The following is a 5,927-nucleotide window of genomic DNA, read 5'->3' as shown; positions in this document are numbered from 1 at the left end:
CCACCCACCAAGATGGCGCCGGCCAAGGCTGCGCCCGACATGCAGGCCGTGCTCGACGCGCTGGCTGGCCTCGGCGGCAAGCCGATCGAGACGCTGACGCCCGCCGAAGCACGCCAGCAGCCCTCGGCTGCGGATGGCGCCAAGGCGGTGATGGCACAGAAGGGCATGCCAACGACCCCCGACGCATCGGTGACGACGCAGGACATGCCCTATGGCAGCGACGCCAAGCAGTTCGCCCGCGTGTACAAGCCGGCGAGCGCCGCCAATGCCAAGGGCCTGCCGGTCGTGGTCTATTATCACGGCGGCGGCTGGGTGATCGCGGACGTCGCGACCTATGACGCGGCACCGCGCGCGATGGCGAAGGCGCTGAACGCGATCGTCGTGTCGGTCGAATATCGCCATGCGCCCGAGTTCAAGTTCCCTGCACCGCATGACGACGCGGCGGCCGCCTATCGCTGGACGCTGGCCAATGCCGCGGCATGGGGTGGCAACCCGGCGAAGATCGCGGTTGCGGGCGAGAGCGCCGGCGGCAATCTGGCGGTCGCGACGGCAATCTATGCCCGCGACAATCGCCTGACCCCACCGCTGCACATCGTCTCGGTCTATCCGATCGCCAACAGCAGCAAGATGCTGCCGTCGCGCCGTGATTCGGCGAATGCGAAGCCGCTCAACGGCGCGATGCTGCCGTGGTTCGGCTATTACTACCAGACCAGCAAGGCGGATGCGCAGGATCCGCGGCTGAACCTGGTCGGGGCAAACCTGCGCGGGCTGCCGCCGACGACGATCATCAATGCGCAGATCGATCCGCTGCGGTCGGATGGCGAGACGCTGGCCGCGGCGATGCGTGCGGCGGGCGACAAGGTCGAACAGCGCACCTTCCCGGGCGTGACGCATGAATTCTTCGGCATGGGCGCGATCGTGCGCGGCGCCAAGGATGCGAACGATCTCGCGGTCGCACGGCTGAAGGCGGCGTTCGCCATGGCTCCTGCGAAGCGCTGATGCGTTGGGAGGGGGATAGTTTCTCCCTCCCATTTTTGCAGCGAGTAATGCCATGACGTCGACGACCCATGCCTCTTCGCCCCGCTATCGTGCCTTCGGGCGGGTTGTGGCCCTGCTGATGGCGGAGCGCTGAGATGCCCGTGATAACCACGCCAACGCTGGCGATCGCCTATACCGATACGGGCCCGCGCGAGGGCGATGCGGTGTTGTTGCTGCACGGCTGGCCCGATGACTCCTCGACCTGGGACGACGTCCTACCCGCGCTGCACGAAGCCGGGCTGCGGACGATCGTACCGAGCCTGCGCGGGTTCGGCGAAACGCGGTTCGTGGCGGCAGATACGCCGCGCACCGGCAACAGCGCGGTCCTGGCGATGGACGCGATTGCGCTGATGGACGGGCTGGGGATCGCGCGTTTCATGGTCGCGGGGCATGACTGGGGCTCGAACATCGCCGAGGCGCTGGCGGTCGGTTGGCCCGAGCGGGTGCAGCGGATCGCGATGCTCGCGACGCCGCCGCGACTGGGCGGCATGCCGACGCCGCCGTTCGAACAGACGCAGCGGCAATGGTATCACTGGTTCATGGCCACCGCGCGCGGCGCGCAGGCGGTGCGCGATGACCCCAGGGGGTTTGCGCATGTCCACTGGACCAACTGGTCGCCGCCGGGCTGGTTCGACGAGGCGACCTTTGCACGGGTGGCGCGCGCATTCGGGAATCCGGACTGGGTCGACGTCACGCTGCACAGCTATCGCGCGCGCTGGGACGAGGCGGCACCCGATCCCGCGAGCGTCTGGCTTGAGGAAGCGGTAAAGGCGAGCGCGACGCTGTCGCTGCCCGCGCTGTACATTCAGGGTGCGGAGGACGGGGTGAACCCGCCGAGCGCGACCACCGCGGTACCGGAGAAATTCTCGGGACCCTTCGCCTTCGTCACCTTGCCGGGCGTCGGCCATTTTCCACAGCGTGAGCGGCCCGAGGCGGTCGCCGACCTGCTCGTCACGCTGTTCACCGGCGATCCCGCCACCTTGTCCGACACGATTTACCGGAGCCACGACATGTCCAAGTTCAAACCCCTTCTGGCAGGTGCGGCGCTGTTCGCGCTCGCCGCCGCCGCAACCGCGGCCGGCGTCGCACAGGCTAGGACCGCGGCGAGCCCGCTGACTCAGGTGGCGACGTTCGACCACCAGGTGACCGGCGTCGCGGTGACCGCAGACGGACGACGGTTCGTCAACTTCCCGCGCTGGACCGACGATGCGCCGATCTCTGTCGCCGAGGTGCTGCCGGACGGAAAGCTCAAGGCCTATCCCGACGATACGTGGAACAGCTGGCGCAACGCGCGCGCGAACGAATTGCCGGTCGGCGACTATTTCGTCTGCGTCCAGTCGATCGTGCCCGACGGGCACGGCAATCTGTGGGTGCTCGATCCCGGCGCGCCGGGTAACGAAAAGCCGCTCGAGGGCGCGCCGAAGCTGGTCAGGATTGACCTGGCGACGAACCGCGTGACCAAGGTGATCAAGGTCGCGCCCGATGTCGCGCTGCAGGGTACGTACCTCAACGACATCCGCTTCTCGCCCGACGGCAAGACCGGCTACATCACCGATTCGGGCACGCGCGGCGCGATCATCGTGATCGATCTGGAGAGCGGCAAGGGGATGCGCGCACTCGACGGGCATGGCTCGACGCAGATCGACAAGAGCGTGACGGTCATGACCGACGGCAAGCCGCTGGTCCGCCCCGATGGCCGCCAGCCGGCCTTCTCCGCGGACGGGATCGCGATCTCAAACGATGGCAAAAACGCTGTATTACCAGGCACTCACCGGCAAGACGCTGTACGCGATCGATACCGGGCTGCTCCGCGAGGGCGTGAGCGCAGCGCAGCAGGCGGCGGGGGTGAAGACCATCGCGGAGACGCATGTCGCGGACGGGCTGTGGATGAGCAAGGCGGGGGTGCTGTACATCACGTCGCCGACCAACGACAGCATCACGCGGCTGGTCGGCGATCGTGTCGAGCCGGTGCTGACCGACAAGCGGCTGCGCTGGCCCGATACGTTTTCGGAAGGGCCCGATGGCCGGATCTATGTGACAGCGAGCCATATCCAGGACACCAGCTGGTTCAAGCCGGGTGCGCCGGCATCGCTGCCGACCGCTTTGTTCGCATTCGACCCCGCGCGGTGACATGAACGGGCGCCCCGGGCATGCAGACATGCCGGGGCGGCTCTGCCCGGCAGCGGCGGAAAACGTCAGATTGCAACAGGGTTAACATAGCGCAACGCGATAACCGCGCACCCCGGGATCGAATGTCGTGGCGTGTCGTTTCGCCATACTAACGATACGGGGTCGCCTTGTTCATTCTGCATTTGGCCCTCGGGGGCTGCCTGAAAGCGCCGCCCATCGACTTCGGCATTACGGCCGACTCCGGGGGGCATCTGGCGTATGTGGTCGACGCAGCGCTGGTTCAGGCAGAGCTTCCCGGAGTGGACCGGGTCTCGATCGTTACCCGGTTGTTCCGGTCTGCGGATCTGCCATCCGTGCATGGCCAGCGATCGGAGCGCGTCACCGACAGGTTGACGATCGATCGGGTCGATAGTGGCGACGACCGCTATCTCGAGAAGGAGGCGCTCGCCGCCGACTTGCCCGCATTCACCGAGGCGTTTTGCCGTCACATCGCCGGACTGGCGGTCATGCCCAACGTCATCCATGCGCATTTCGCCGATGCCGCAGCCGTCGCGATCGAGGCACGCCGCCGGTTCGGCATTCCGTTCGTGTACACGCCGCATGCGCTGGCGATCGACAAGCGCCGTCAGGGCCTTGGCGGAGCCGAACTCGGCACGCGGATTGCGGCGGAAACCACCGCGATCGCTGCGGCAGACGCGCTGATCGTATCGACGCGGGACGAGGCCGAACGGCAGGTCCCGGCCTATGGCGTCGGGGTCGCGGGCCGGATCCACTGCGTGCCGCCGGGCGTGCCCCGCCGTCCCTATGCAGGAGGCACAGCGACGTTGGTTGACCGTCTGGGAGACTGGCTCGATCGGCCGGATCTCCCGATCCTGCTAGCGATCGCGCGACCGGTGGCGAAGAAGAACCTCGCGGTCCTTGTCCGCGCGTTCGCGGCGGATCCGGTTCTGCACGAACGTGCGAATCTGGTGATCCTCGCCGGGCAACATGGGGGCCAGTCGTCGAGCGAGGAACGGGCGGTGCTGGGCGAGCTGCAGGCGCTTGCCGCTAGTCCTGCGCTGCGCGGGCGGTTTGCCTTGCCGCCGCGGCACGATGCTTCGGACGTCACTGCGCTGTACCGGCGAGCGGCGGCAGGCGGCGTGTTCGTCAACCCGGCGCTGCACGAGCCGTTCGGGCTGACCCTGATCGAAGCGGCAGCGGCCGGCGTTCCGGTCGTTGCGACCCGCAACGGAGGGCCAGCGGAGATCGTCGCGCAGATCGGTCACGGCTTGCTGGTCGATCCGCGCGACGAGCCGGGAATTGCGGCGGCGTGTCGTGCGGTGATCGGGGATGCGGGGCTTCACGCGCGGTTGAGCCGGGCGGCACGTGTCGGAAGTGCGGCATATGACTGGCGGCGCTATGCCGATGCAGCGATCGACATCTACGCGGCGTTGCGGCGCCAGCCTGCGCTGCTGGCCTGCGACATCGACAACACGCTGACCGGGTCGGTCGATGGCGCGGCGGCGTTCGCACGCTGGCGGCATGGCAGCAGCCTGCCGTTCGTGGTCGCGACGGGGCGCAGCTTCGCCGAGGCGCGCGCGGTGCTGGCGCAGTGGCATTTGCCCGAGCCGGACGCGTTCATCGTCGACGTCGGGACGCGGATCCTCCGTCCGGCGGCACATGGCGAGTGGCAGTGCTGCGCCGCGTTCACTACCGCGCTTGATCAGGACTGGGACCGGGCGGCGGTACGTGCGGCGATCGCCCCGCTCGGCATCTGCGCCCAGCCGGTCGTTACCGAGGGCGCGCACAAGCTCAGCTTCTTTGGCGACGCCGCCGACGTCGCAGCGATCCGCACGGCTCTGGCGCAGGCGGGGCTTGCAGCGCGGGTCGTGTTCTCGCACGGTCGGCTGATCGACGTGCTGTCCCCCGGCGGCGGCAAGGCGGCGGCGATCGCGGCCTATGCGGCCGGGTTGGGGCTGACGCTCGACGACTGCATTGCAGCGGGCGACAGCGGCAATGACCTCGACATGCTCGACGCGTGCGGGTTCGCGATTGTTGTTGCCAATGCGAGTGATGAACTGGCGACACTTGCCGCGCGTCCCGGGCTGCATCGCGCCACGCGCAACCATGCCGCCGGGGTGATCGAGGGGCTGGCGCGGCTCGGATTGACCACGCCGGCCGTGCAAGTCGCGGCATGACGCGTCCGTTCGGCTATTTCGTCCACCATCAGGGTCGCGGGCATGCGGAACGCTGTGCCGCGATCCTGCAGGCGCTGCCGCCGTCGCGTCCCGTGACGATCTTCTGCGCGCGCGACGACATCTTCCCCGCGCTGCCGGCGCAGGCGCGGATCGTGATGATCCCGTCGCTGTTCGAGCCGACCGGGGCGGAGGTGGCGATGGACTGGGTCGCGACGCCCGCGACGCTGCACTGCGCGCCGCTCGGCTGGCCGGGGATCCGAAGCGCGATGGCGACGATCGCCGACTGGTTCGCGCAAGCGGACCCGGCGCTGATGATCTGCGACGTGTCGGCGGAGATCGCGCAACTGGCGCGGATCTGCAGCGTCCCGCACGTCAAGGTGCTGCAGCATGGCGACCGCGGCGATGCCGGGCACCGCGCGGCCTATGACGGCGCCGCCGGGCTGCTCGCCGCGTTCCACCGCGATCTCGCCCAGCCCGACTGGGACGCGGCGATGATCGAAAAGACCTGTTTCGCGGGCGGGCTCGGCGTCGATACGCAGGGCCCCGACCGGAGCGCGGCGCGGGAGCGGCTGGGGATCGGCG

The 5,927-nt window shown here is 68.6% G+C and carries 3 protein-coding genes and 2 pseudogenes; all 5 read left to right on the top strand.

Features of this window, described 5'->3' with window-relative positions:
• On the top strand, positions 1-999 hold a 999-nt coding region (locus NI18_RS08730; protein WP_037529478.1), incomplete at its 5' end, for an alpha/beta hydrolase.
• A 134-nt stretch (positions 1,000-1,133) separates the two neighbouring features.
• Positions 1,134-2,714, top strand: a pseudogene (locus NI18_RS08725) (alpha/beta fold hydrolase); the annotation flags it as partial.
• A 16-nt stretch (positions 2,715-2,730) separates the two neighbouring features.
• Positions 2,731-3,168 carry an L-dopachrome tautomerase-related protein gene (locus NI18_RS26770; protein ID WP_347574828.1) on the top strand — a complete coding sequence of 146 codons (438 nt, stop codon included), beginning with the start codon at positions 2,731-2,733 and terminating at the stop codon, positions 3,166-3,168.
• A gap of 260 nt (positions 3,169-3,428) precedes the next feature.
• Entirely contained in the window at positions 3,429-5,345 is a 1,917-nt protein-coding gene (locus NI18_RS08720; protein WP_306286318.1) for an HAD-IIB family hydrolase, read from the top strand.
• Positions 5,342-5,927, top strand: a pseudogene (locus NI18_RS08715) (hypothetical protein); the annotation flags it as partial. The gene NI18_RS08720 and the pseudogene NI18_RS08715, both read left to right, overlap by 4 nt.

The organism is Sphingomonas sp. Ant20 (assembly GCF_000783375.1).
GTDB lineage: Bacteria > Pseudomonadota > Alphaproteobacteria > Sphingomonadales > Sphingomonadaceae > Sphingomonas > Sphingomonas aerolata.
The sequence above is the reverse complement of the archived record's forward strand: the minus strand, read 5'-3'. Positions and strand labels throughout refer to the sequence as shown.